18 protein-coding genes and 4 tRNA genes are annotated in these 23,759 nt (G+C 59.0%); 4 read left to right on the forward strand and 18 right to left on the reverse strand.

Features of this window, described 5'->3' with window-relative positions:
• Positions 1-378: 378 nt before the first annotated feature.
• The 7 genes from nusG to obgE all read right to left on the reverse strand — a co-directional run bounded on the left by nusG (position 379) and on the right by obgE (position 6,101).
• Positions 379-1,296, reverse strand: coding sequence for a transcription termination/antitermination protein NusG (gene nusG / locus ACSYSO_RS06515; protein WP_489760304.1), 918 nt, complete (start codon positions 1,294-1,296; stop codon positions 379-381).
• A 48-nt stretch (positions 1,297-1,344) separates the two neighbouring features.
• Positions 1,345-1,569 (reverse strand): preprotein translocase subunit SecE, encoded by a 225-nt coding sequence (gene secE, locus ACSYSO_RS06520; RefSeq protein WP_489760305.1) that lies wholly within the window; start codon positions 1,567-1,569, stop codon positions 1,345-1,347.
• 31 nt (positions 1,570-1,600) lie between these two features.
• Positions 1,601-1,676, reverse strand: a tRNA-Trp gene (locus ACSYSO_RS06525).
• A complete protein-coding gene (locus ACSYSO_RS06530) occupies positions 1,675-1,803 on the reverse strand; it encodes a hypothetical protein (RefSeq protein WP_489760306.1) in 129 nt (42 codons plus the stop codon). Before ACSYSO_RS06530 ends, ACSYSO_RS06525 begins: the two co-directional genes overlap by 2 nt.
• A gap of 37 nt (positions 1,804-1,840) precedes the next feature.
• Positions 1,841-3,046, reverse strand: a complete 1,206-nt coding sequence (locus tag ACSYSO_RS06535; protein ID WP_489760349.1) for a pyridoxal phosphate-dependent aminotransferase — start codon at positions 3,044-3,046, stop codon at positions 1,841-1,843.
• Between the two features lie 221 nt (positions 3,047-3,267).
• Complete coding sequence (gene proB / locus ACSYSO_RS06540; protein WP_489760307.1) at positions 3,268-4,398, reverse strand: glutamate 5-kinase; 1,131 nt, start codon at positions 4,396-4,398, stop codon at positions 3,268-3,270.
• 26 nt (positions 4,399-4,424) lie between these two features.
• Positions 4,425-6,101, reverse strand: a complete 1,677-nt coding sequence (gene obgE / locus ACSYSO_RS06545) for a GTPase ObgE (protein ID WP_489760308.1) — start codon at positions 6,099-6,101, stop codon at positions 4,425-4,427.
• A gap of 477 nt (positions 6,102-6,578) precedes the next feature.
• Here obgE and ACSYSO_RS06550 point away from each other — a divergent pair, with 477 nt between their 5' ends.
• Complete coding sequence (locus ACSYSO_RS06550; protein ID WP_489760309.1) at positions 6,579-11,648, forward strand: RCC1 domain-containing protein; 5,070 nt, start codon at positions 6,579-6,581, stop codon at positions 11,646-11,648.
• 349 nt (positions 11,649-11,997) lie between these two features.
• On the opposite strand, the gene rpmA is transcribed toward ACSYSO_RS06550, so the two are convergent.
• The 5 genes from rpmA to trmB all read right to left on the reverse strand — a co-directional run bounded on the left by rpmA (position 11,998) and on the right by trmB (position 17,038).
• Positions 11,998-12,252 (reverse strand): 50S ribosomal protein L27, encoded by a 255-nt coding sequence (gene rpmA, locus ACSYSO_RS06555; RefSeq protein WP_489760310.1) that lies wholly within the window; start codon positions 12,250-12,252, stop codon positions 11,998-12,000.
• A 71-nt stretch (positions 12,253-12,323) separates the two neighbouring features.
• A complete protein-coding gene (gene rplU / locus ACSYSO_RS06560) occupies positions 12,324-12,632 on the reverse strand; it encodes a 50S ribosomal protein L21 (protein WP_489760311.1) in 309 nt (102 codons plus the stop codon).
• A gap of 125 nt (positions 12,633-12,757) precedes the next feature.
• Entirely contained in the window at positions 12,758-15,664 is a 2,907-nt protein-coding gene (locus tag ACSYSO_RS06565; RefSeq protein WP_489760312.1) for an Rne/Rng family ribonuclease, read from the reverse strand.
• 298 nt (positions 15,665-15,962) lie between these two features.
• Positions 15,963-16,034 (reverse strand) — tRNA-Glu (locus ACSYSO_RS06570).
• Between the two features lie 122 nt (positions 16,035-16,156).
• On the reverse strand, positions 16,157-17,038 hold the full coding sequence (gene trmB / locus ACSYSO_RS06575; protein WP_489760313.1) for a tRNA (guanosine(46)-N7)-methyltransferase TrmB: 882 nt from the start codon (positions 17,036-17,038) through the stop codon (positions 16,157-16,159).
• A gap of 114 nt (positions 17,039-17,152) precedes the next feature.
• Between trmB and ACSYSO_RS06580 the strand changes: the two genes are divergently transcribed.
• Both ACSYSO_RS06580 and ACSYSO_RS06585 read left to right on the forward strand, forming a co-directional pair.
• A tRNA-Asp gene (locus ACSYSO_RS06580) sits at positions 17,153-17,226 on the forward strand.
• Between the two features lie 41 nt (positions 17,227-17,267).
• Positions 17,268-17,343, forward strand: a tRNA-Phe gene (locus tag ACSYSO_RS06585).
• Between the two features lie 97 nt (positions 17,344-17,440).
• Here ACSYSO_RS06585 and ACSYSO_RS06590 read toward each other — a convergent pair.
• From ACSYSO_RS06590 to ACSYSO_RS06600, 3 genes are all read right to left on the reverse strand, one after another.
• A complete protein-coding gene (locus tag ACSYSO_RS06590) occupies positions 17,441-17,959 on the reverse strand; it encodes a low molecular weight protein-tyrosine-phosphatase (protein WP_489760314.1) in 519 nt (172 codons plus the stop codon).
• Positions 17,960-18,070: 111 nt separating this feature from the next.
• On the reverse strand, positions 18,071-18,727 hold the full coding sequence (locus ACSYSO_RS06595) for a dihydrofolate reductase (protein ID WP_489760315.1): 657 nt from the start codon (positions 18,725-18,727) through the stop codon (positions 18,071-18,073).
• Positions 18,728-18,775: 48 nt separating this feature from the next.
• Complete coding sequence (locus tag ACSYSO_RS06600) at positions 18,776-19,645, reverse strand: thymidylate synthase (RefSeq protein ID WP_489760316.1); 870 nt, start codon at positions 19,643-19,645, stop codon at positions 18,776-18,778.
• Between the two features lie 252 nt (positions 19,646-19,897).
• Here ACSYSO_RS06600 and ACSYSO_RS06605 point away from each other — a divergent pair, with 252 nt between their 5' ends.
• On the forward strand, positions 19,898-20,311 hold the full coding sequence (locus ACSYSO_RS06605; RefSeq protein WP_489760317.1) for an OsmC family protein: 414 nt from the start codon (positions 19,898-19,900) through the stop codon (positions 20,309-20,311).
• A gap of 198 nt (positions 20,312-20,509) precedes the next feature.
• Here ACSYSO_RS06605 and ACSYSO_RS06610 read toward each other — a convergent pair whose 3' ends face one another.
• From ACSYSO_RS06610 to ACSYSO_RS06620, 3 genes are all read right to left on the reverse strand, one after another.
• On the reverse strand, positions 20,510-21,511 hold the full coding sequence (locus tag ACSYSO_RS06610) for a universal stress protein (protein ID WP_489760318.1): 1,002 nt from the start codon (positions 21,509-21,511) through the stop codon (positions 20,510-20,512).
• Between the two features lie 240 nt (positions 21,512-21,751).
• Complete coding sequence (locus ACSYSO_RS06615; protein WP_489760319.1) at positions 21,752-22,516, reverse strand: C40 family peptidase; 765 nt, start codon at positions 22,514-22,516, stop codon at positions 21,752-21,754.
• A 66-nt stretch (positions 22,517-22,582) separates the two neighbouring features.
• Positions 22,583-23,707 carry a CHAP domain-containing protein gene (locus tag ACSYSO_RS06620; RefSeq protein WP_489760320.1) on the reverse strand — a complete coding sequence of 375 codons (1,125 nt, stop codon included), beginning with the start codon at positions 23,705-23,707 and terminating at the stop codon, positions 22,583-22,585.
• Between the last annotated feature and the right edge of the window lie 52 nt (positions 23,708-23,759).

Below are 23,759 nucleotides of genomic sequence, written 5' to 3' on the forward strand. Positions count from 1 at the left end.
TCATTCCGGCGAGCCGACACTCAGCATGCAGCTGGCGGCACTATAGCAAGAACGACTTCAGTACGTGATGACGAAACCACCCTTAACGCATAGTCAGCGGTGACTTCGCCATCATCCGCACACCGGCACGCTGCAATTCCACCGAGATGCCTGCCCCGAGTATGGGGCAACATAAGCCAGTAGTATGCGAGCAGCACACAAGATGGCTTGCCATCGAACACACGTGGCCCGGTTGCACAAATGCGCACACAGCACAGAACGCAAGACAGCACAGACAGTGCAAACAACGCAACAACACAGATAACGGGTAACGCAGTAACGCAAACGGGCGCCTGCACAAGAAGTGCAAGCGCCCGCTGCTATAAACGTCTGTCGATATCAGGCAATCTTCTCGACCTGATCGAAGCCCAGCTCCACAGGCGTGTCTCGGCCGAAGATGGAAACCAGCACGGTGAGCTTCTGCGTGGTGGGCTCCACACCCGAAACCACAGCCGCCATCGTGGCGAAAGGACCGTCAGTAACCGTGACCTGGTCGCCCACAGCATAAGAGACCTCAAGCGTACGCTTCTTGGCTGCGGCAGGCTTGTCGCCAGCCTCCTTGAGCGCCTGGGAGGAAATCATCGGAGCCATCATCTCCACGACTTCCTTGCGGGTCAGCGGCGCCGGCTCCTTGCTGGGGCCTACAAAGCCGGTCACACCCTCGGTCTCACGCACAATGCGGCGTGCATCGTCGTCGGGGTACATGCGGATGAGCACATAGCCTGGCACACGCACACGCGTGATGACCTTCTTGCCCTTATCCGTATGTTTCTCCACTTCCTCAAGCGGCACCTCGACCTGGAAAATCTTGTCTTCCAGACCGTAGCTTTGAATACGGGACTCCACGTTGGTCTTCACACGCTTCTCATACCCGGAGTAGGTGTGCAGCACATACCATTTGCCTTCGAGACCGCGCAGGCTCTTGGAGAACTCCTCAATGGCCAAGGCTCCGGCATCCGTTCCCGCAGGTGTCTCCTGCTTGGCAGCATCGGCATCTTCCGCTTGCGGTTCATCGCCTTTGCCTGCATCGGAGGATTCTTCTGTGCCTTCCTCAGACGCGCCTGACTGAGACAGCGCAGCCGAATCGGCATCGACACCGTCATCAGCGTTGTCACCGCCCATGTTCAGTGCCTGCGCCATCACCTCGTCGGCACTTTCACTGGCCCGAGCTTCGGCCTCTGCATCTGCGGAACTACCCTCGCTCATCGGAATATCCGGCAGAGCATCGAGGTTCTCGAGATTGACTTCTTCATTCATGCTATTCGTCACCTTTTCGTTACACGGTCAACGACCTGGCGCTGCAGCTCAGCCGAAAATAAACAGTGTGAGCTTGCCGAACCCGAGATCCATCAGCGAAACCACGACCATAAGGATGAACACGAAAACGGACACTGCCACAGACCATCCGGCGAGCTCCTTACCGGTGGGGGTGACCACCTTGCGCAGCTCGTCAATGCACTGACGGATGAACAGGCCGATGCGCATGAAAATGTTTGGCTTGCCATTGTTCGGTTTTTTTGCCTTAGCCATTTCCATCCTTCGTCTTGGGTTTCGCATTGCGTGGCAGGGAAGGCGGGACTCGAACCCACAACCTACGGTTTTGGAGACCGTTGCGCTACCAATTGCGCCACTTCCCTAGGTGAACGTAGTCCAGCGTACCCGAAGCTGGGGACTGCTGGAAATCGCCGAGTCACCACTATAGCGCAGACCGGCACTTTCGTCCAGCGCACTCACGCTCGGCGAGTCACCTCTCACAAGTCCCATCTTGCACTTGATCCATATGCAGCGTGCCGAAAAGCACTCAGCCCACCCACTGCTTGAAACGGCGCATACCTTCAGCCAAGTCATCGTCAGCCAGAGCGTAGGAGAAACGCAGGAATCCGGGAGCACCAAACGCCTCGCCCGGCACAGCCGCCACATGGGCTTCGTCGAGCAATAGAGCAGCAAACTCCGCGGAGGTAGTTGCCACGGAACCGTTCGGCCCCACCGGCTCCCCCAGCAGAGGAGTGATATCAGCGAAAGCGTAGAACGCGCCCATCGGTTCCGGGCAGGTAACACCACGCACGTCACGAAGCGCCGCAACAATGGCCTGCCGACGCCGACCGAATGCCTCTCGCATCTCGTGTGCCGCGTCGAGTGAACCCGATACCGCCGCGAGCGCCGCACGCTGGGAGACGTTCGCCACGTTGGAAGTGAGATGACCTTGGAGTTTGGAGAAGGCTTGGGCGACCGGCGCGGGCGCAATGGCCCACCCCACACGCCAGCCGGTCATAGCGTAGGTTTTTGCCACGCCGTTGAGCACAATGAGCTGATCGCGCACGGGCGGATATACCGCTCCGATGGCGACATTGCTGGCAGTGCCATACGTCAGGTGTTCGTAAATCTCGTCGGAGATGACCCAAACGTGGTGCTCCACAGCCCACCGGGCAATGTTTTCGAGCGTCTCCTGGCTCCATACCGCACCGGTAGGATTGTTGGGAGAGTTGACGATGATGGCTTTGGTGCGCCCGGTACGCGCAGCCTCGATAGCTTCCACACTCGGCTCAAACCCTTGCTCTGCCGGAGCGAACACCGGAACCGGCTTGGCTCCGGCCAACTTCACCGCTTCTGGATAAGAGGTCCAATATGGGGCGGGAATGATGACCTCATCTCCAGGATTAAGCAACACCTGCATGGTTTCATATACCGCCTGCTTGCCGCCGTTGGTCACGACCACCTGACTGGCTTCAACCTCATATCCCGAGTCTCTGAGCGTTTTAGCCGCAATCGCCTCCCGCAGCTCAGGCAGCCCGGCGGTAGGCGTGTAGCGATGATTTTTAGGATCCCGGCACGCAGCCACAGCAGCTTGCACCACATATTCGGGGGTGGGAAAGTTGGGTTCACCAGCACCAAAGCCAATGACGTCAACCCCTGCGGCTTTCATCGCTTTTGCTTTGGAGTCCACGGCGAGGGTGGCGCTCGGCGTCACCTCGTTGATGCGTTCACTTAATACTTGCCAGTCTGCCATAGTCATGGATTCGATTCTACGGCATGACCGCTCCACAGACCATCTTGGTCTCACCAATCGGTGGCATCACCAGCAATCTGATAATCTGGCAAACCAGCAATCCACGCATACCATGGCTCACGCCGCACACAACACGCACGATGCCCGCAACGTGATTGCAGCACGGCAATCACCACGTTCGCCGTCTAAACCGTCTAGACCGTCTAAACCGCCGTCACCGTCTACACCAGCACGAGATTGTCCCGATGCACGAGCGGGTGAGCGTACCCTTCACCCAGCAACCTGCTGAGTTGAGCAGTGGTGCGTCCCAGCGTGCGCGGAACCTCCTCCGAGTCGAAATCACAAACTCCCCTCGCTAAGTGATGCCGCTGTTCGTCGTCGATCCACACGATGTCACCAGAGGAGAAGTCACCGTGAACCTCCAGCACTCCGGCAGACAACAGACTCGCTTTTCCGGAAAGCACCGCCTGCGCGGCACCGGCGTCTGCCACAAGAGCCCCCCTCGGGCTCGAGGCATAGCCGATCCACAAGCGTTTGGACGAGTCCCGATGCGATGTGGGCGCAAAGGCCGTACCGACCCGCTCCCCGGCGAGCGCCCTGCCGGCGTTGGCGGCACTGGTGAGCACCACAGCAATACCGGAGGCACAGGCTACGCGGGCAGCTTCGAGTTTGGTAACCATGCCACCTGTGCCCAGTCCCGATGTACTGCCGGAAATGGTGACGCGCTGCCCGGCCGACTCGGCGTCCGCCACAAATCCGATACGCTCAGCGCCGGGGCTTGAAGGCGGTGCCGTGTACAGGCCGTCCACATCGGTGAGCAGCACCAAGGCGTCAGCACGCGTCAGATTGGCCACCAGAGAGGAGAGGCGATCGTTGTCCCCGAAGCGAATCTCATTGCTGGCGAGCGCATCGTTCTCGTTGACGATAGGCACCACGCCCAGGCCGAGCAAACGGTCGAACGTGCGCTGCAGGTTGCGGTACCGCGAAGCTTGTGCGGTATCGCTGGCGGTGAGCAGAATCTGCCCGACGCGTACGCCGGCACTGGCGAACGCTCGCTCGTAATGCGCCATCAGCAGCCCCTGCCCCACCGAGGCGGCCGCCTGACTGGTGGACACGTCTTGCGGGCGAGTATCGAAACCGAGCGGCCCGAAACCTGCGGCGATGGCGCCCGAGGAGACCAGCACCACATGGGTGCCGCGTTCACGCGCCTGCACCAACGCCTGCACCAAGGCTTCAAGACGAGCCACGTCAAGGTGACCGGAAGGCAAGGTGAGCGAACTGGACCCTACCTTGACCACCACGGTTTCGGCATGCGCCACCGCTTGCCGTACCTCTTGCTCCCGCTCATTCACCGCTGTTCCTTCTTTACGCTTTACTGTTACTCGTCGCGGTCCGCTTCGTGCCCGCCGAGAATGGCCTGCTCGTCGTGGCGATCGTCGTCTATGCGCGGGTCTGCCCAATGCCCTGCGGCACGTTCCTGATGCATGGCCAAACGTACCGCGGTCTTGGCGTCCATCATCTCGTGATATTCACGGCGGCGTTCGGTGTTCGTACGCCGGTGGGCACGACTGTCTTCACCGTCTTCAAGGCGAAGGTCCTTGCCGCGGGCACCCAGCTGCGTGCCGTCCAGCATTTCCGCGCCTGCAGCGATGGTCGGATCCCAGTCGAAGGCCATGTAGTCGTCACCTTCTCCGATACGAACCTCGTCCCCGGGACGGGCACCGGCGTGACGCAGCGCGTCTTCCACACCCAGACCGGCCAAGCGGTCAGCCAAGTAGCCGACTGCCTCATCGTTGTCGAAGTTGGTCTGACGCACCCAGCGTTCCGGCTTGCGCCCGGTGACGCGGAACCATACATCACCGGCACGGTTCGTCTCGCGTTCCACGTGGAAGTCTCCCGAACCTCCACGCTCATCGTCCCTTCTGCGACGGCGCCGAGGCTCTTCGAGCGGCTTGATCAGCACACGCTCATCGTCCTCCTGCTGCTCTTGCGCCAAGCGTTCGCGCAGTTCGGTCACCATTTTGCCCAGTGCCCAGCCCAACTCATCCATGCCTTCATGGCTGACCGTGGAGATGATGAACACCGGCAGGCCGAGCTTCTCGAACTCCGGTTTGACGAACTGTGCGAGCTCTTTGGCCTCAGGCACATCGGTCTTGTTGAGAATGACGATGCGCGGGCGCTCGGCGATGGGAATGACACCCAACGGCAGCTTGAGCTGAGACGCGTAGAGCGACAGCTCCTTCTCCAATGCCAGATAGTCCGACATCGGGTCGCGGCCGGCCTCCAGCGTGGCGCAGTCGATGACATGGGCGATGACCTCGGTGCGCTCGATGTGGCGCAGGAACTCCAACCCCAAGCCCTTGCCGGTTGAGGCACCGGGAATCAGACCGGGCACGTCGGCGATGGTGTAACGGTATTCGTCACGGTTCACCACGCCGAGGTTCGGCACCAAAGTGGTGAACGGATAGTCGGCGATTTTCGGCTTGGCGGAACTCATGGCAGCCACCAGGCTCGACTTGCCGGCCGAGGGGAAGCCCACCAGCGCCACGTCGGCAATGGATTTGAGTTCCAGAATCACGTCTCGTTCCTGACCGGGCTCGCCGAGCAAAGCGAAGCCGGGTGCGCGGCGCGTCTTGCTCGCCAACGCGGCATTGCCCAAACCGCCCATACCACCATGGGCAGCTACGAACCGGTCGCCCTCATGGCGCAGATCGGCCAGCTGACGCCCGGGGTGTTTGCTCTCGCCCACCTGGCCTTTGGCTTCGAAAATCACCGTCCCCGGCGGAACCGGCAACACGACGTCCTTGCCCTTTGAACCGTCCTTGGTGTCGCCCAAGCCCATGGTGCCACTGTCTGCCGTGCGATGAGGCACGAAACGGTAGTCCAGCAGGCTGTTGGCGTTGGCGCTGGCCTCGAAGATCACCGAACCGCCGTCACCGCCGTTGCCGCCGTTGGGGCCGGCAAGCGGCTTGTATTTCTCACGCTTGATACCGGCGGAACCGTTGCCGCCATCGCCGCCCTTGACATGGACGGTGACCCTATCTACAAAATCCACGACAATAATCCCCTCGAAGTAGTCCTATGGGCACTCGCCGCGAAATAACGCTCTTCGTCTATGCAAACGCACCCAGTCATCCGTAATGCTCGTCATTATACGGCGTAGCACGAATCGGTGTCACCGCAAGCATAAGACGCGTGCATGGTTCGCACTCTGCCGGCGAGTGGCTTCCTATATTACCGGCCGCAAACATCTATCGTCGTATCAGCATCTATTGTCGCATCATTCACAGTTCACACAACGCAAGGCGCCCGCCTGCAATACGCAATAGCCGCATCATCGCAGGGAAATCGCGGAAGTCGCCTCACATTCCGTCACATACCCTTTCTACAGAAATGAGACGCACAACACGGAGTACTTGCACATAACTCCCCTTAACGCCTAGACATCTAACCTAATATTGTTTAATAAGTTTAGCATCTTGGATCATCCGGCACCACGCCTGTAGCGCACGGCGCCATGAGGAGACCGCGCATGAGCATCCACTACAACAACGCCGGCGGCAGAACGCCCGGGACGCATACAGTGGAGGGTACTACCCACCGCCAACGTATCACCGCCACGATTACCGCAACCGCATTGGCGATAGCCTGCACGGTACTGCTCGTAGCACTTCCCCGGCCAGCCAGGGCCGAGGCGCAGACCGAAACAACCGCTGCAGCACACACTTCCGCACACAGCAATCTCACCCGCTCAGCAAGTTCACAAGGGTTCTCCATCTCCCCCGACCATGGCCCGGATACCGGCGGTACAAGTGCGAATATCACAGTCCCAGAGGTCACATTCGCACATATCAGCGCAGGATTCGTGCATTCTCTTGCCATCGGATCAGACGGTAACATCTATGCCTGGGGATACAACGGCAAACATCAGGCAGACCCCTATTCCGATGCCACAAACATCACACCCACCAAACTGGATACCTCTTCTCTCCCTGCAGGCATCAAATTCAGTCAAATCAGCGGAGGAGGAAGCCATTCTCTGGCAATCAGCACCGACGGCAACACCTACGCCTGGGGAGCCAACAACACCGGGCAACTTGGAGTAGGAAACAGCGATCCGCACAAAATCGTTCAAGTGCAAACCGGTGGTATGCACTACACGCAAATCAGCGCAGGGAACGGATTCTCACTAGCCCTCGGAACCGACGGCAACATCTACGCCTGGGGCTGGAACAACTACGGACAACTCGGCACCGGAGACACCACCGACCACTACACACCCACACGCATCAATACCGAGGCACTTCCCGCAGGAACCACCTTCACCGCAATCAGCGCCAGTTGCTCCGGCGACTCGCTAGCCCTCAGCACAGACGGCACCATCTATGCCTGGGGCTCGAACACCTACGGACAACTCGGCACCGGAGACACCACCGACCACTACACACCCACTCCAGTGGCTGACATCGGCGTCAGATTCACACACATCAGTGCAGGATTCACCCACTCGCTTGCCATCGATACCTACGGCAACGCCTACGGGTGGGGAGGCATGAACGGATTCGGACAGATTGGCACCGGAGATAGAAACGACCATTACACACCCACCCGCATCAACACCTCGCAAATGCCGGCGGGTGTGGGTTTTGCCGACATTAATGCAGGAAGTTTCACATCTCTGGCTCTCGGCACTGACAAACAAGTCTACGCATGGGGAGACAACGAAAGCGGGGAACTCGGCACCGGAGACACCACCAGCCGCTACGTCCCCACCGCGGTACGCAACCTTGGTAACTCAAACACACAAATAAGCCTGAAAGGCTCCCATTGCCTTAATCTCGACGCCTACGGATACGCCAGTACTTGGGGGAACAATGAGCAAGATCAGCTTGGCAATGGAAACACCACGAACAGCGACCTCCCCTACAGCCTCCCAATGCTCGAAGTACCCCAGCTCACCAGTGTCAGCTTTGACGGGATTCCCGGCACATCATTGAGCCGCAATACCGACACGACCTGGTACGTCACCACGCCTCCGCACCAGGCAGGAACAGCGACAGTGAACATCGCATGGAGCTTACGGAACGTAAGCCAGACACCAATCAGTCTCGACTACACCTATTACCACGACCATCACATGCTTATTTACGATCTCCAAGGCGGAACCACGCCCGCCTCACTACCCAACGGAATCACACCATGCTCCGGCAACACTAGCCAACTGTGTCACGCAGTGAAAAAAGGAACCAGCGCAGCCACCGCTTTCATACTGCCCACCAAAAGCGGCCAACACTTCGACGGCTGGTACACATCCGGATCGCACGCCCCATTCGACTTCTCCCAGCCACTCACCACCAACACCACCATCGAAGCCCACTGGAGCCCCGACTGGATCACCGCCAAACCAAACCCCACGCACGGATCTGATACCGGCGGTACACGAATAACGCTCACTGCACCACCCGCCATCAAGTTCTCCCACATCAGCGCAGGAGCAGGATTCTCACTAGCTCTCAGCTCAGACGGCAACATCTGGGCATGGGGCAACAACGCGTACGGCCAACTCGGCACAGGCGACACCGCCCAGCACAACACACCAACCCAAGTACACACGCCAAACGGCGTCACGTTCACCTCCGTCAGCGCAGGCTCCGACTTCGCCCTCGCCCTCAGCTCCGACGGCAACATCTATGCCTGGGGAGACAACGCCCACGGCCAACTCGGAGACAACACCACCACCAACCGCAACGCACCGACTCACGTCCAAACGCCCAACGGCATCACCTTCACCACCGTCAGCGCAGGCTCCGACTTCGCCCTCGCCCTCAGCGCAGACGGCAACATCTGGGCATGGGGCGATAACACCCATGGCCAACTCAGCAACGGCGACACAGGAGTTACCGTAAATTCCCGACCTTCGAAAATCATCGGCTTCTTCCAGCTCGAAGATGTCACCTTCACCTCCATCAGCGCAGGAACCAGCCACAGTCTGGCAATCGGCAGCGACGGCAACATCTACGCCTGGGGTGACGGCAGCCGTGGCGAAATCGGCGACGGTGACACAACAGGTATCACTACGGCGATTCCCGTCACGTCATCAGACGGCGACCCCTTCACTTCCGTCAGCGCAGGAAACTGCTTCTCCCTTGCCACCAGATCCGACGGCACCACTTGGGTATGGGGTGCCAACAACTTCGACCAGCTCGGCACCGCAGACACCATCGATCGCAGCACTCCCACCAAGCTGACAGACATACAAGCAGGAATCAGCTTCACCGCCGTCAGCGCAGGCCAGTGGCAGTCCCTGGCTCTCGGCAGCGACGGCAACACCTACGCCTGGGGCTGGAACGCCTACGGGCAGCTCGGCGACGGCACCACCACCAGCAGATCCACGCCCGTGCAGGTCTACAGCAACGGCGTCAAATTCACGCAAATCAGTTCGGGACAATACCACAGTGCCGCCATCGGATCAGACGGCAACACCTGGGATTGGGGAGACAACCAATTCAGCCAACTCGCCGACGGCACCACCACCAACCGCTCCGCACCCGTCACCGCAGCAACGCCCACACCCCGCCCCACGCGCGTCACCTTTGGAGGAGCCACAGGTTCCGTCTCCACGCCAAACACCAGCGACACCACATGGACTCTCACCACACCGGCCCATACAGCCGGCACCGTGCCGATGAACGTTGAATGGGAGCTCGGCGGCGCAGCCCAACCACCGGCCACGTTCAGCTTCACCTATGAACTCACACACAAACTCACCTACGATCCCAAGGGCGGGACCATGCCTACAGCCCTACCCTCCGGAATCGTGCCATGCTCCGGCAAAGCAGGCCTGTGGTGCCACACCATACAAGACGGCGCGTCAGCAGCCACCGCTTTTATCTCCCCTGCCAAAGCCGGCCAGCACTTTGACGGCTGGTACCAAACCGGATCGAACACACCATTCGACTTCTCAGCACCGCTGAGCGCCGACACAACGCTGCAAGCCCACTGGAGCCACGACTGGGCTGTCACCGGAACCGTTCCGGCACGTGTCCCCGATACCGGAGACACCCCGATAACCCTCGCCTCACCAAGCGGCGTCAGGTTCTCCCACATCAGCGCAGGAGCAGGATTCTCACTGGCACTCGGGTCCGACGGCAACACCTGGGCATGGGGCAACAATGCCCAAGGCCAGCTGGGCAATGGCACCAGCGACAAGGCCAAACACACCACGCCCGCCAGAGTTCAGGCGCCTTCGGGAGTAACGTTCACCTCCGTCAGTGCAGGGTCAGACTTCGCCATCGCCATAGGCTCCGACGGCAACACCTACGCCTGGGGCAACAACAACCACGGCCAACTCGGCACCGCAGACACCGCCAACCACAACACGCCGACCCAAGTATGCACGCCCAACGGCGTCATGTTCACCTCGGTCAGTGCAGGGTCAGACTTCGCCATCGCCATAGGCTCCGACGGCAACACCTACGCTTGGGGCAACAACGGCAGCGGACAGCTCGGCATCGGCACCAGCGATGCCGACAGCCACGACACACCCGACAGAGTAGACGCCTCCGGCCTTGCCGATGGTGCGACTTTTGTCCATTTGAGCGCCGGAAGCACCCACTGCCTGGCCCTTGACTCAGCAGGCAATGCTTGGGCTTGGGGAAACAACAACAAGGGCGAGCTCGGCACCGCAGACACCGTCCAGCGCAACGCGCCCACCAAGGTGCAGATGCCTGCAGGGATCACATTCTCCCAAGTCAGCGCCGGATATTACTTCTCCGACGCCATCGGCACCAACGGCCGCGTCTATGCCTGGGGCCACAACGCCTACTACCAGCTTGGGGACGCCACCTCCACCGACCGCCACACACCCGTGGCCGTCAGCACCGTGAACCTTCCGGCAGGCATCAAGTTCACGCATGTGGCGGCCGGGAACTACCACACGCTCGCACTCGCCTCTAACGGCAATGCCTGGGCATGGGGCAACAACGGCAACGGGCAGCTCGGCACCAGTACCGGCAACGCGGCGGCACCGGCACTGGTCAAGGCTCCGGCAGGCGTCACCTTCACTCAACTCAGCGCAGGACAATATCACAGTGCCGCCATCGGATCTGACGGCAACACCTACACCTGGGGAGCCAACGGCGACGGCCAGCTCGGCACCGGGAGCACCTCCGGCACGGGAACGCCCGTCACCATGTCACTGCCCGCACCCCAGCCCGCTCTCCTCACCTTTGGAGACAAGTCCGGCACCGCGTTCAGCAGGACACAGGACGGCAACTGGACCGTCAACACGCCGGCCCATGCGCCGGGCACGGTCAACATGACGCTGCAATGGACAGAGGCTAATGGCGCTAAGAAAACCTCAAACCTCGGCAAGCTCAGCTATTTCCCGGTAACCACCACATTGCCAGCCACCGGCGGGAAGTATTTCTACGCAGGTCTCGCCCTGTTCATCCTCTTCTGCGCTCTCGTCTTGGCTATGCTGATGCGCCGGATCAGACATATGCAGCTGGGGGCGGCACCGGTCCATGCTGTGCGGACACCCACGATGCATCATCGTCCAGTGAACCACCGAAATGGGCACGGACGCCACCGCCGCCGTTGAACCTATACCGAACGGCCTCGCAGAGCGGCGGTACCTTGCGTGTTGTCAGTGTGACGTCGTAACAACAACGTCACACTGTTACAGCAGACAGCCATACACCTTCACATCGCCAACCCGCAAATCATTGCAGATGTTATCGGCACCGCCTCATCGTTGAGGTCACGCAGGCACGCAAGCACGGCAGTGGCCGACAGAAACGCAGTGGCAGACCGACACGACATCACGATAGACAAGCGCGCGCAGTCTACTGCACTTAAGCTCCCGCACCGGTACAACGTGTCTAAGGCATGCAAAAGGCCGCACCCCCTGCTTGGAGAGATGCGGCCTGAGCTTAAACTTTCGCTAACGCCTACTCAGCGGTAACGACGTCAACCACCTTGCGGTCGCGACGCACGCCGAACTTCACGTTGCCGTCGGACAGAGCGAACAAGGTGTGATCCTTGCCAACGCCGACGTTGCGGCCTGCGTGGAACTTGGTGCCACGCTGACGGACGATGATGTTGCCGGCCACGACGGACTCGCCGCCGAACTTCTTTACGCCGAGGTATTGAGGCCCTGAATCGCGACCGTTACGAGACGCGGACGCACCCTTCTTGTGTGCCATGGTATTTCCTTTCGGTTCTCTATACGTTCATCGGCCGCTGTGCGCGACCTAAGTTTGAAACTGCGCTGAAATCAGGCGATGGCCGTGATCTTCAGAATGGACAGCGGCTGGCGGTGACCCTTGCGACGAGCAACGCCGGTCTTGTTCTTGAACTTCTGGATGTTGATCTTCGGGCCCTTGGCCTCATCGTTGACCACTTCGGCCTTGACGGACATCTTCGCCAAATCCTTGGCAGCCAAGGTCACCTTGGCGCCATCAACCACGAGCGCGACCGGGAACTCCACAGTCTCGCCCTTCTTTGCCTTGAGACGGTTGACCAAGATGGTGTCACCGACCTCGACCTTCTCCTGATGGCCGCCGGCCTTCACAATCGCGTACATATCCCATTCCTTGCTATTCGTAAAAGCATATTGCCCGGCACGACTGAGCCTCGCGGCCAGACACTAGCTCATAAGTGTACACCGTCCCCGGTACTAACTTTCACCAGTACCGGGGCGCGTTTCACTCAGTCTTCTTCCGACTCCTCAAAACCCGATGCAGAAGCACCAACCGCAACATCGTCGCTCTCGCTTTCATCGTCCCCCGCAGCGACGGCCGCGGCGGCGATCTGAGCTAGCTTGGCCTTCACCGAAGCACTCGACCCTTGAGGAGCCTGTACCTCGGGGGCGCCGTGACCGTGCTTGTTGGTCTTGACGAACGGATCTCCGCCCTTGAGTGCGTAAGGATCAGCGTAATCCGCGGAGACTGTAGGCTCATCGTGCAGGATGAACCCGCGGCCCTTGCACGTGGGGCATTCCTCGGAGAACGCCTCGACCAGCCCCTGCCCCACACGCTTACGTGTCATCTGCACCAAGCCGAGCGAGGTGACCTCAGCCACCTGATGCTTGGTGTGGTCGCGAGCCAGGCACTCCATAAGACGGCGCAGTACCAAGTCACGGTTGGCCGGCATCACCATATCGACGTAATCGATCATGATCATGCCGCCGATGTCGCGCAGGCGCAGTTGGCGTGCGATCTCCTCGCTGGCCTCCAGATTGCAACGCGTCACCGTCTCCTCAAGCGACTTGCCCTTGCCGATGAACCGGCCGGTGTTCACGTCGATGGTGGTCATGGCTTCGGTGCGGTCGATCACGATCGAGCCGCCGGAAGGCAGGTAGACCTGACGCTCCATGCCTTTGCGCAGCTGCGAGTCGATCTGCCACTTGTCGAACACGTCTTTGCCTTCGTGTTCCTCAGGATCCCAACGTTCCAGCCTGTTCTCCAGGTCCGGAGCCATGGTATTGAGGTATTCCTCGATGCGAGAATAGACCTCGTCTCCCTCCACGATCATCTTGGAGAAATCGTCGTTGAAAATGTCACGCACCACGCGGATGGCGACATCGGGTTCACCCTGCAGCAGCTTGGCCCGCTTGCCGTGGCGGAACTCCTCACGCCTCTGCTCAATCTGCTCCCACTGGCGTTCCAGCGTCTGCAAATCGTGTTCCAACGCCTCTTCGCTGGCCCCCTCGGCGGCGGTGCGAATAATCACGCCCATGCCCTTCGGCCCGATGCGAGAGACAATGGACTTCAGCCTAGTGCGCTCCTTCTCAGGCAGCTTGCGGCTCACACCCGTCATGCCGCCTGACGGTACCAGCACCAGGAAACGGCCAGCCAAAGTAATCTGCGACGTCAAACGCGGGCCTTTGTGCCCGATCGGATCCTTGGTGACCTGCACCAGCACCGGATCTCCGGACTTGAATGCCAGTTCGATGCGGCGCGGCTGCCCCTCCAAACGTGTGGAATCCCAGTTCACTTCACCGGCATACAGCACACCGTTGCGCGCCTGGCCGATGTCGACGAATGCCGCCTCCATGCTGGGAAGCACATTCTGCACACGGCCAAGGTAGATGTTGCCTACCGTGGAAACCTCTTGGATATCGGAGACGTAATGTTCCACCAACACGTTGTCTTCGATAACGGAAATCTGGGTGTGCTGCCCCTTCTCACGCACCACCATGAGACGTTCCACGTTCTCGCGGCGTGCCAAGAAGTCCTGTTCCATGATCTGACTCTGCCGGTTACGCTCACGGCGGTTGTCCTTGCGACGCTGCTTCTTGGCCGCGAGTCTGGTGGAACCTTCGATGTCGGTGATTTCGTCGATGTATTGTTGCTTGCGCGAACGCGTGAAAGAGCCCTGTACGCCTTCACGAGTTCGAGGCTCGCGCTCGTCTCTCTCATCACGATCGGTGCGGCGGCGCCGACGACGGCGTGTCAGCGGCTGATCGTCTTCTTCGCTCTCGCGATCACGGTCTCGCTGGGAACGTGAACGTACCCGGGAACGACTTGACGAGCGATCATCTTGCTCATCATCTCCGTTGTCGCGATCATCGCGCTCAGGCTTCTCTTCTCGGGAGAATCTGTCTACATCCTCTGAACGCTCGGCATGCTTGCGCACACGACGGCGAGTTTCACCTGCCGGTTCCTCGTCACGCTCATCTTCGCCACGACGGCTCAAACGGGTGGATTGAGCACCACGGCCACGCTTCGGCTCACGATCCGCAGCACGCCTACGGTTCGACGAGTCACGTCCTGTGCCCTCTGTTCGCTCGTTGATGTCGATGAACTCGTCATCATCGCTGAACGGATCGTCAAAATCGCTATCGTCGTCGATACGCACAATGCGGCTGTGCCCGTGACCACGCTTGCCGCGCGCATCGTTGTCGCTGTCGATGTCAATATCGAGGTCTTCGACGGCATCGATTGCATCCGGGTCGAAGAAGTCTTCTCGATCGTCATCGAAATCTCGGTTACGCGAATTCCTGCGAGTGCGAGAACCATTGCGGTCTCTGCGGTTGGAGCGGTCCACACGCCCCCCGCGTTCCGCGGCGCGACTGCGCCGACCGGAGCGTCCGTCACGATCTTCTTCGCGCTCGTCACGGTCATCTCGTTCGTCACGCTCATCGCGCCGTCCATGACGAGAAGGTTCCTCTCGCACATCGCTGCGCGCGTTGCGACTGTCGCGCTCAGAGCGATTGGAACGGCCGGAACGAGAGCGCGACGTACGTTTTGACGGCTGCTGTGTGCGCGGCGCATCATCACGGTCATCAATGTCGATGAAATCGGCAACATCGTCATCGTAGTCAATGCTGATGGGGCGATAGTCTATGCGTTCGTCCTCGAGATCCTCTTCGATCTGTTCGACCTCGTCGGCGGCACGACGCTCTTCGGCATTGAGCCTGCGGCGGCGTGAAGGACGCTGCTCGTCCTCGTTCCTCCCGCGGCGCCCCTCGCGTTGCACCTCAAAATCGTCAAGATCCGGAATCACCGGTTCCTGGAAGAGGGAGAATGTCTGACGCTTGGCAGCGGCAGGCTTGGCAATATCGTTCTGTTCCACGGCGTTTTGATCCGCGCCGTCCTGTTTGGTAACGGGCACAATGCTCCTCGCGTCACTCTGCAATGCAACGCTTTTCTTCGGCCTCGGTCTCACGCCGCGTCTCACTCACGACCACGCCAATCGGCGTTCGAGGCACCTTCAAAGTCCTGTGGCTGAAAGCGGACACCAGCCTTGCGGAAAGTCCGCACAAGGGGATCGACGCCATCAGCGTTCGGCGATTTGCAGTATCACCACTGCTCATTATAGGGAACGCGAGGAACAAATTCCGAACACAGCAGAGCCGATATAAACGTGAAAAAGAAAAGGAGATATGCGAACTTGAGAACAGCCCGCGCGGTACCCCCTGAGAGAGTCGAACTCTCGTTGTCAGATTGAAAGTCTGGTGTCCTAACCGTTAGACGAAGGGGGCCAACAACTCAATCAGTCTAAAATACGGCACAGACCAACGGCAAACGGTGTGTTGCGAATTGCGCGACACACCGACAAACACCGCATTTTATATAGCATCGAGCAATTCATGCAACACTCATCTCACTGCGCCACATATTCAAAATCATGAATTACACGGCCCGCTGCAATCCCCTTACGCTCAAAGTTCGTTACCATTCTGCCTTTGAACCGTTCAGACTCAGTAAACAGGGCATGCTCAAGATGCATCGCCTCGTCCACCGTCCCCTTGCCGACGTGCTCCACCGGCAAGGAAACCTGAAGCTCTCCGGCATTTCGAAAATCGCTCCTGCCATCCATCACTTCGTGCACATGCAAAGCATAATCCTCAATATCTGTGGCCAAGCGCCACGAACCGCCATCAACCAAAGCACGGTGTACATGTTCCGCCAAAGCCGGCTGCACAATCCGGCGCTTGTGATGGCGCATCTTGGGCCACGGGTCCGGGAAGAACGTCCACACCTGAGACGCCACCCCCGGCTCAGCCACTGCCATGAGATCAGAGGCGTCCACCTGGCAGATGCGCAGGTTACGCAGTCCCAGCTTGCCCGCCATCAGCATGGTGTGCGCCACCCCTTGGTCATACACCTCCAAAGCCAGGAAATTCATATCGGGGTTGCCCTGTGCTGCCGCAACCACGTTCTCCCCCTGTCCCGATCCGATCTCCACTACGAGCGGGTGATCATTGCCCCAAGTATCCCTCACCAACTTGCGGCTCAATGTCACGCCGGGGCGCACGCCGAGTGAACCTGATTCCTGCTCGTCACCCACATTGAGCAGCAAGTCTTCCGCATACCGTTCGCGAGCCCGCTTGAGCCGCTCGTCGATATGGCTCGAGCGCCGCACAAACGACCTCACCGTTTTGCGAGGCGTGCGTTCCTGAGACTCCTGACCTTCGCCTATGCCGGAACCGCCAGTTTCCTGCTGCTGTATATCGGCGCTTTGATGCTGCTGAAGTTCTTCCATAGCAGCCAGTGTATCGAGTCTTGGCGTACAGCCGACACATCGCGACACGCGGGCACTTGCGGATGTCAGAGTTTCGGGTAAGCTTAATCATCGTTGCTTGCGAAAGCGCAACACGGCTCCGTAGCTCAGTTGGTTAGAGCGCCGCCCTGTCACGGCGGAGGTCACCGGTTCAAGTCCGGCCGGAGTCGCTAGGATTTCAATGCCCGGTCTTCCGGGTTTTGTTTTCCATGGCTCTGTAGCTCAGTTGGTAGAGCGAACGACTGAAAATCGTTAGGTCAGCGGATCGACGCCGCTCGGAGCCACCATTCTTCTCTTCTTGTGCAGTGTATTTCCTTTTACGTTCTTCTTGCCTTATGTGACGCGACGCCAATTTCTGAGTTTTGATGCCGCGTCCATAAGCTGTTACTGCTTCAGTTGCTCCTCTACCCAGTCAACGATGTACGGAGCGACTTCGTCAATCTGATTGATGGCAATATCAAAATCTTCCGGACCACCATACCAAGGATCCACCAAGTCGATGTCACTTTCCCGCCCCGGCTTGGGCGTCGGCAGGTTCGGGTCGAAGCTGCGGTACAGATGCACCTGCCCACGCTTAGACTGAGGCAACTGGCGCAATAATGAGCTCATATGCGAGGCCGTCATCGGCAGGAACAAATCCGTGCGCTCAATCTCATCCCTGGTAATGCGATGGGCAAAGTGACTGGCCGGAATCTCATAGCCACGCTCCCGCAGCACCTTGAGCGCGCGACGATCGATAGGATGACCATACTCCTCATCACTCACGCCGCTCGACTCCACAGCGACCAGCGAGTCCAGTCCGCGCTCGGCAAACCGTGCACGCAAAATAATTTCTGCCATAGGCGAACGGCAAATATTGCCGGTGCACACTGTCATCACTATGTACGGAACCTGTTCACTCATCCGTCGTCCTTTCACCGTGCCGGAACCCTCGGCTCAAGCAGTGCCGGCTATAACAGCCGACCCGCATTGCTCCAATACCAATGAGGCCGGCTCACCGCCGACCCCATGATATTAATTCTTCGCGTAATCCACAAACCGGTACGAACACACCGTACCTTCCGGGTTGGCAGGTGCTGCCCAATCCGTGCTGCGCTCCACATGCCACGAACCTTCGCTCACCCTCGACTCAATGTCGGGCGCATACGTATCGGCATCTACACAGCCCTGGATATACGTGACATACGCCTTGTTGGCGAACGGCTCGACGGCTTTGAAAATCTGCGCACCGCCTATGACCCAAATCTCGCTGCGGTCCAGTCCGTCATCGGGAATGGCCTCTTGTCGAGCCAAATCAAGCGCCGCTTCGATATCAGGAGCCACCGTGGCTCCCTCAGCACGATAATGCGGATCACGCGAGACCACAATGTTGTCACGGTTGGGCAACGGACGGAACTTCTCATTCAACGAGTCCCATGTCTTGCGCCCCATAATAACCGGGTGGGATACTGTCAGTTCTTTGAACCTGCGCATATCCTCAGCCAAATGCCACGGGATGCCGCCTTTGAACCCCATCGCACCATCGCGCCCGTCCTTGTCTTGGGCGCAGGCCCAGATCAGGTTCACCGAGAACGTTTTGACGACATCGTCTCCCCAGTCCTCGTCACTCTCAAGCCCGGCAAATCCGGGCTCGGGTTCGTGATAGCCGCTGCGACTACTGTCATGCTCCATTTCGTCACTCCTTGAAATCAAACTTGCGGCACAAGCCTACTCAACCACTCAGACCGCAACGGGGGCTTTGATGGTGGGATGATGGCGGTAGTCGACTATCTCAAAGTCGCTGAACTGGTAATCGAACAGCGAATCAGCCTTGGCAATCTTGATCTTCGGGTACGGGTACGGCTCCCTGCCCAACTGCTCCAGTACCTGATCGATGTGATTGTCGTATACGTGGCAGTCACCGCCCGTCCAGACGAACTCCCCCGGCTCCAGGCCGGTCTGCTGCGCCATCATGAGCGTGAGCAGCGAATAGGAGGCGATGTTGAACGGCACCCCGAGGAACATGTCGCACGAACGCTGGTACAGCTGGCAGGACAGCTTGCCATCGGCCACATAGAACTGGAAGAGCGCATGGCATGGAGGCAACGCCATCTGATCGACCTCTGCCGGATTCCAGGCGGTGACCACCATGCGTCGTGAGTCCGGACTGGTCTTGATGAGATTCATCACATTGGTGATCTGATCGATGGTACGGTTCGGATCCTCGGCCGTAGGTGCCGGCCAGCTACGCCACTGCACTCCGTACACCGGCCCCAAGTCACCGTTCTCGTCAGCCCACTCATCCCAGATGTGGACGTTGTTCTCTTGCAGCCAGCGCACATTGCTCGACCCTTTGAGGAACCAGAGCAGCTCGTATGCCAAACCTTTGAAGAACACGGTTTTGGTGGTGAGCAGCGGGAACGAATCAGCGAGATCGAAACGCATCTGCTGCCCGAAGAGCGAGATTGTGCCCGTACCGGTACGGTCGGTCTTCAATGTGCCCTCGGTCAGGATTTTGCGCACCAGATCCTCATACGGCGTAGGAATGTCTGTCTTGGGACGTGCGGGAATGCGTGTGCGAATGTCTGCAAGCTGTTCAGATGTCAACATGAGGCCATTCTAACAATCGGTATTGAGCTGGCAACGCGCCAGCCCAAGGTTTGCGAACATGCCCGACAACTTGGTGCGGCAAGGCAAAACCGTACGCAGAGCGCCCTAAAAGTCGGTGTACGGTAAGCCGGAAGCAAAGTGCAAACAGCATACATCACAGAATATTGAGAGACAACCTGCACATGTTTCCGCTCGGCGATACATTGGGTACATCAGTCGTTTCCAACGACCGCATACATCAAGGAGGCTCTCATGGGTAAAAGGTTATGGGTGGAACGCAACAAGGACGGTTCCTGGGACGCGTTCAGCGACGACGGCGCACACTTGAAGTTCGGCCACGGCAAAGGTCAGTTCAGCCCTGGAGACCTCTCCAAGATAGCGTTGGCAGCATGCGCCGCGCTTTCCAGCCAAATGCCCGTCGAACGGACTCTGGGAGAAGGAGCCGGCGCCAAGATCATCGTTGACGGCACGTATGACGGCACCGATGACTCCTACATCAGCTTCAATGAGCAGGTGGTAGTCGACGCTTCCGGCACGGATATGAGCGACGAAGATGCCGACAAACTCCAGGAGCGCGTGAAACGGCATATCGACAAGTCCTGCACCGTCAAGCACACGTATGAGAAGGAAACCCCCGTACGCATGGACGTGACGGTACGCCACTGAACCGGCAGCGACCTACCGATTGATGGTTGATGCAGAACGCTGATGCCACAATAGCAGCGCCAGCGCCACAACGGAAAACAAAAGTGGTGCCTGTTCCCTTGAGGGAAGCAGGCACCACTTTGTATATGAACACCGCTCCAAGCCGCACAGGTGCGAGCCAAGAGTCAGTACTTCTAGCCAGTCAGTGCTTCTGGCGAGTCAGTGCTTCGGATCGATAGACGATGCGAGAGCCTCGGCCTGCTCGCTATCGGCTGTCTCCACCGTCACCTTCTCGACACCGTCCACACTGTCCGGCGCACTGTTCGCACGCGACTGCTCTGCCTCGACGAACTTACGCGGAACCACATAAACCGGCCCCTCGGAATGCTGAATCAGCCCCTGACTGGTCGAGCCGACCAGCAGACCGGTGAACCCGCCACGACCGCGAGAACCGACGACCACCACATCATGATCGGCGCTAGCCTTGGTCAATGCGCTCACCGCACTCTCAGGAACGATGGCCTTGTTGATCTCAAGGTCGGGATGAGCCTGACGCAGCGAAGCGATCATGCCTTCCAAATCCTCCATGTAGGATTCTTTGACACCCTCTTCGTCCACCACACCCTGCAGGCCGGGAACAGCATCGATTACATCAAGGCTGGCACCACGTTCCGCAGCAAGGTCGCCGGCTATCTGCAGCGCTTTCTGTCCCCACTGGCTCTCGTCAATGCCCACAGCCACTTTGGTAATCGTATTGTTCAGATGCATGGTGTTACCGTCATCATCGGTATACGGCACCACCACAATGGGGCAGTAAGCATATGCCGGCAGCGAGGAACTCGTGGTGCCCAACAGACGCTCGGCAAGGCCCCCCTTGCCACGGTTACCAATCACGATGAGGTTGTAATTGCGCGACAGCTCAACGAATACCGCCGATGGATCTCCGGTGACAATCAACGTTTCCGCATCGACACCCTGACCGGCGGCAACAGCCTTGGCCTTGGAAAGGATGTCTTGAGCGTCGGCGTGAGCGGCATTGTCATCACCAACCGAACTATAGGTGGCATCGAATGAAACCGCAGCGTAGCTTGGCAGAGAATATGCACACACGATCTGAAGCTTAAGTCCAGCATGCTTGGCGTAATTCGCCGCCCACCACGTGGCCTTGTAGCTCGCCTTTGAGCCGTCAACTCCAACCAAAATAGACTTGTCGTTTACCATAACTACCCTCCTTGGAACTATGGTGCGGCTGAGCCGCCCCTTCAATACAAGGATACCGCGTTTTGGCAAATAGCGCAGACCAGCACGTCATACGCGTTTCATATATGCGCGAGGTGACATGGTACTAGTCGATTTTGACGTGCGCAGCGATGCAGGCCGATGCTGACAGCCGTAGGCGCACAAACAACAGCCAGCCGTCGGCTACAACTTGATATGGTACGCAGTTGAACCCAGACCGTACTACAGTACGCGGCGGATGGAGTAGGATCCGCTCATTGCCTGGCTTACCAGCGCATACGTAGTTCCGGCACGTTCATTCATGGCGTTCACCACCATGCCGTTGCCGACATAAATAGCCACATGCTGACCATTGGCAATGATGTCTCCCGGCATGGCCTGCGACAGGTCAGCCACCGGTCGACCAACCTTGGCCTGCTCACCGGACGTGCGCGGTAAACCGATACCGAACTGAGCGAACACATACTGCACGAACCCGGAGCAATCCCAGCCCTGGGGCGACGTACCGCCACTGACATACGGCGATTTGCCTACAAACTGGCCGGCGAACGACAGCACCGAAGACGCAGTCTTTCCGTTAGGAGGAGTCACCGTGAAATTCGGCACAGGCGCTGAGCCTGGCTGCGAACTAGAGCGGGAACGACCAGCATTTGCAGACCCGGCAGCGTTCTGCGCAGCCTGTTTTGCCGCCTCATCAGCGGCAGCCTTGCGAGCTGCTTCATCTTTTTGCGCCTGCGACTGAGTCTGCGGGACGTCGAGGGACTCGACCCCGCCCCAATTCGACTCCGCATCAACGTCGGAAGAAGTGGATTCCTGCAGCAAGTTCAGCTGCACAGAACTCATTTTACGGAATGATCTCGAAGCCGTTACAGCCTGTTCGACTGGTGCAGGTGCGGCCGCGACGGCCCCCGGCGCCAACGCCAACAGGGAGACGCTCGCCAAAGCCGCTGTGAAGAGCGAGGTGAGTGACTTCGAAGTTCTTGACATAATCACACCCTAACATGCGGCGTGAATTTATAAGGTCTCAGCGCAGCGTACCACGCATTGTGCCTGTCAGTAGTGAATCACGGCGTGAGCGGAAACCTGAGCTGCGGTAAACGTGCGCGAGAATGTCTTTCCGTTCATGGGAGCGCCACTTTCGGAAGTTTCCACCGAACCGTCGGGGTTAATCTTCTCAATGACGGCCACATGGCCACATATCGGGTCGCTGCCGTCCTGCCCAGCAGCGAACACCATGATGTCACCCACATGCCGAGCAGTGTGGTCCACCCAGTACCCCAGCCGCTGCGCCGAAGCAGCCCACGCTTCACCGTTGCCCATGTTCGATCCGACCGGCAGCCCCAGTTCATGACGCCGCTGATATACCCACCACGTGCATTGGCTGAACTCGTAGCTGTTACCGGTGTCTCCAGACGCATGATCGGGCTGAAAACCCGAAGGCAGCACATCCTGATCGCCGTCCAGCAATGCTGCCACGGCAGGATTCTTCGCCGTGAGTTTGGACAACTGGCGTACGTCCAAACCACTTTGCCCAAGATTCCAAGCACCATCGTTCGACGTCTGCTCCGTGCGAACCTTGTTCTTCCCGCTCTGGCCTTCGCCCGGCGTGGAGGAAGGGTTCGTCCCGGTCGTTTCCTCACCTTTGGCCCCTGCATCAGATGCCACCGGATCGCGGCCTGCAGTCTGCGAGAGCGGCACCGCGGTCTTGACTACATGTTCTGCCGCACTAGTTCCCCGGCTGGAAGCCAAAGCCGTGTCGGGCCTATCGGACATTGCGGTAACGGAGACAATCGTGCCCACCAATGCCGCGCATGACAGCGACACCGCAATCTGTGTGTGGCGCGCGCGGGACTTGCGCTCCTGCCGCAACGCCTTGCGCGTCTTGGGAACCGTGGAGTTGATGGCACGCAACACATCGGGATCCAACGAAAGCGCCGCCGAACCGCGGGAAGCATGGCGCACCGACGGTGAAACAACCGGCTGAGAAGCCGAGCCAAAAAGCGCTTCATTAAAGCGCAGGGGCGACCGGGAGACAGAAGCCGATCCCTCATCTGCTGTCGAACGAACATGCGCACCTCTCGGAGCAGTCTCCCCACCGTGCGACGCAAACGCTCCGAGCACACCAAACACACCAGCCCGCGAAGCGCTCTTCGGCGCTTTATGCAAAGCATGGCTCATAGCGGTCTCCAGCAAATCGAAATATTTCTATCAGCATAACTTGAAGACCGGA

Source organism: Bifidobacterium sp. ESL1130, from assembly GCF_058507935.1.